Origin of the sequence: Pseudoalteromonas sp. MMG012, from assembly GCF_018100875.1 — a bacterium.
GTDB lineage: Bacteria > Pseudomonadota > Gammaproteobacteria > Enterobacterales > Alteromonadaceae > Pseudoalteromonas > Pseudoalteromonas aurantia.
Genome location: NZ_JAGJEF010000161.1, coordinates 1 through 2,760, shown reverse-complemented (window position 1 = coordinate 2,760; position 2,760 = coordinate 1). Strand labels below are relative to the sequence as shown.

Genomic DNA, 2,760 nt, shown 5'->3' with positions numbered 1-2,760 from the left:
AAAGGTCAATAACGACTGCTAGGTAAACCCAGCGAGAGCCGCACCAAACATAGGTCACGTCGCCACACCAAACTTGATTTGGTGCCGATACGTTAAACTCACGCTCCAATAAGTTTGGAATACTTAAATGGGTCTTTTCAGCTTTTGCATACTTATGCGAAGGTAGCTGGCGACTCACTAAGCCATTCTGTTTCATTAACTTACGCACGAGCCAACGACTTACTTTAAACCCTGAGTCTTTTAGCAACTGAACTAAGGTGCGTTGGCCTGCCGACCCATGACTTATCCCAAACCAACGCTTTAATTGTGCAATCAAACGTAGACGTTCAGGGTCTATATGCTGCGGCCTTTGCTTCCAGTAACGAAAACTACTACGTTGAACTCGAAATAGATGGCAGAGGCGCTTTACCGGCCAACTCTCTTGAAGTGACCGTATCAGCGCAAACCTTTGATGGAGTCCTGCATCAAGAGAGCTGAAGCCTTTTTTAAGATTTCATTATCCTCTTCAAGTCGCTTTAATTTGCGTTCTAATTCACGAATTTTAAGCTGGTCAGGGGTTAATGGAGTCGCACTAGATAAGTTACCTTGGCGCTCTTGGCGAAGCTGTCTCGCCCATTTATCAACGGTAGATTTCCCAAGTCCCATCGCCTCAGCAACATCTCGAATTGAGCGTTGCTCATCAACTACTTGCTGGGCTACTTCTAAGCGGAACTCAGGTGAGTATTTTGGTCGTGTTTGTTTTGCCATGATTGCACCTAATTAAGTTATGATGATTCTATCACCTCTAATCAGGTGGCCAAATTCAATGTACCACTACAATGTAAAATAAAAGGGACATGCAAACATTTTATGCCTGTCCCATTTCACTCATTTTTAAAATAACAGTAATGGGACAGGCACATAATTATACGCTCAACATTACAATGTAACGCCACCCTATTATGCAGGAAATTTGTGACTGTCTCATCTTATTATCTTAGAAGCCCGTTAAGACTTCCACTGATCTGTGAACTTTTCAAAATCTAGGTTGACCCATTCACTTTTCCAAAGTTTCAAGTAAGGAATATCAGAAGACGAAGGCGGCAACTCTGTCTTATCAATCTTAACAAGGGAAGGTAAAATTGCAGCATCCCCCATAAGTAACGCTTCACCTGTTTGAAGTGAAGATAAGTTAGAGGTTAAATTCCCAAAAGTATCGGGTAAAATTCTTCGAACATAATTCTGGTCATCAGGGTTAGTTAAACGCATTGCAACGAAGTTACTACATTGAGAAAAAATGGTTTCTGATATTTCGGATGGCCTTTGACTTGCTAATAGAAGGGTTACTCCATACTTACGCCCCTCTTTTGCAATTCTTTCTATTGAGTTTTTTGAAGCTTTGAATCTTGCTAAATCACTTTTAGGTACATACTTATGTGCCTCTTCAAGAACAAGCAAGATTGGAATATCATGTTGTTTCTTTTCTTTGCTACTAGCATACCTTTTATAGTTATAACCAAAGTCAAATAGTATTCTAGAAATCAGAGACACTGTAATGCTTAGTACCTCAAATGGAATTCCGCTTAAGTCGATTATTGTTACGTTGGATTCCTGTTCTTTTTTATAGCCAAGAAATTGCCTTATTGTGTCTTCGAATGAAATATCTTTAGACGCTGTGCCAAAGAGAAACTTTAGGCGATCTTGCTTATACTTTGAGGTGAATCTCGATACAAATTTATCTAGGGTACCATCAGCATAATCACCTTTCGTTACATTAGAGTTTTTAGTTGGCCTAAATTCGTATAATTTTGAAAAGTACATATCAAGCTTATCTTCGTTGGACAAGAAAATACCAGACTCTGCTGTAGTTGAACTATTCTCAGCATCTCCTTCCTCACCCGCAATCATATAGCGATCTACAGCCTTTGAGTTCTTTGTTTCACTTTTAAGGTTAATAAGGCAATTTAAAACTTCTTCGATATCAAACTTAAGTGGACTATCGTAAAATATTTTATCAACATATGGATTGTGTTTCTTTTTATTTTGAGTGATAACACTCCTCAATACTGAAGATTGGTTGTAATTATTGTTATCACCAGAATCAAGAAATAGCTCTTCTAACTCTTCACTATTTAAAAGCCAATAAGGTAAAACTATATCATCGACACTCAATTTATTAGATGATGGGAATGCTGATGGGTATTCATCATGTATATCAAATATTATTACATGGGTGTTGTTTAATCCCTCATATTGATTACTTTTTTGTGAAACTGCTTTTTGAAGAATCGTGGCAATAGTATGTGACTTTCCTGAACCAGTAGAACCGACAATTCCAATATGTTTGTTAAAAAATTTATCTCCATCAACGGGAACGCGAACACCACCGTTATTTGACAGTTGAGAAAAATCGAATTTTTCTTTATTCGCTAAACCATAAGCATATATTTTTTCAATTTCACTTATTTTTGCAGGTTCAACTTTTTTAGGAGGAATTGCAATAGAATCTCCACCACGAGAGAAAATTTCATTTTTTATTACTCCTAGAGGACTTGCTTCGATAATATATTTTCTACCTCCAGTATCTTTTACTTCAATAGAAAAACTATCAATGACAGCTATTAATACAACATCATCACAATCTGCAATTCTGAGGTATGAGCCAACTTTGAGGTGCTCTTCTGCCAAGCGAAATGAATCTAGATCATCAATGGATACTTTTACTTTATCTGGGTAAACCGAAATTACTTCGGCATTTATTGATTCGGTCATTTAGTTAAA

Annotated in this window: 2 protein-coding genes and 1 pseudogene; all 3 read right to left on the bottom strand. The window is 37.4% G+C overall.

The genetic code is table 11. From position 1 onward, the window contains the following. Nucleotides 1-316 (bottom strand): annotated as a pseudogene (locus J8L97_RS22660) (IS3 family transposase); the annotation flags it as partial. Between the two features lie 119 nt (nucleotides 317-435). Next, the gene (locus J8L97_RS22655; RefSeq protein WP_211052988.1) at nucleotides 436-747 is read right to left on the bottom strand and encodes a transposase; all 312 of its coding nucleotides are present in this window, start codon (nucleotides 745-747) and stop codon (nucleotides 436-438) included. A gap of 240 nt (nucleotides 748-987) precedes the next feature. Then, nucleotides 988-2,751 carry an anti-phage-associated helicase HerA gene (herA, locus tag J8L97_RS22650; protein WP_211052986.1) on the bottom strand — a complete coding sequence of 588 codons (1,764 nt, stop codon included), beginning with the start codon at nucleotides 2,749-2,751 and terminating at the stop codon, nucleotides 988-990. Nucleotides 2,752-2,760: the final 9 nt, after the last annotated feature.

Coding starts and splice junctions, on each gene's coding strand:
- J8L97_RS22655 (WP_211052988.1), bottom strand. CDS start 747: ATGGCAAAACAAACACGACCAAAATACTCACCTGAGTTCCGCTTAGAA.
- herA (WP_211052986.1), bottom strand. CDS start 2,751: ATGACCGAATCAATAAATGCCGAAGTAATTTCGGTTTACCCAGATAAA.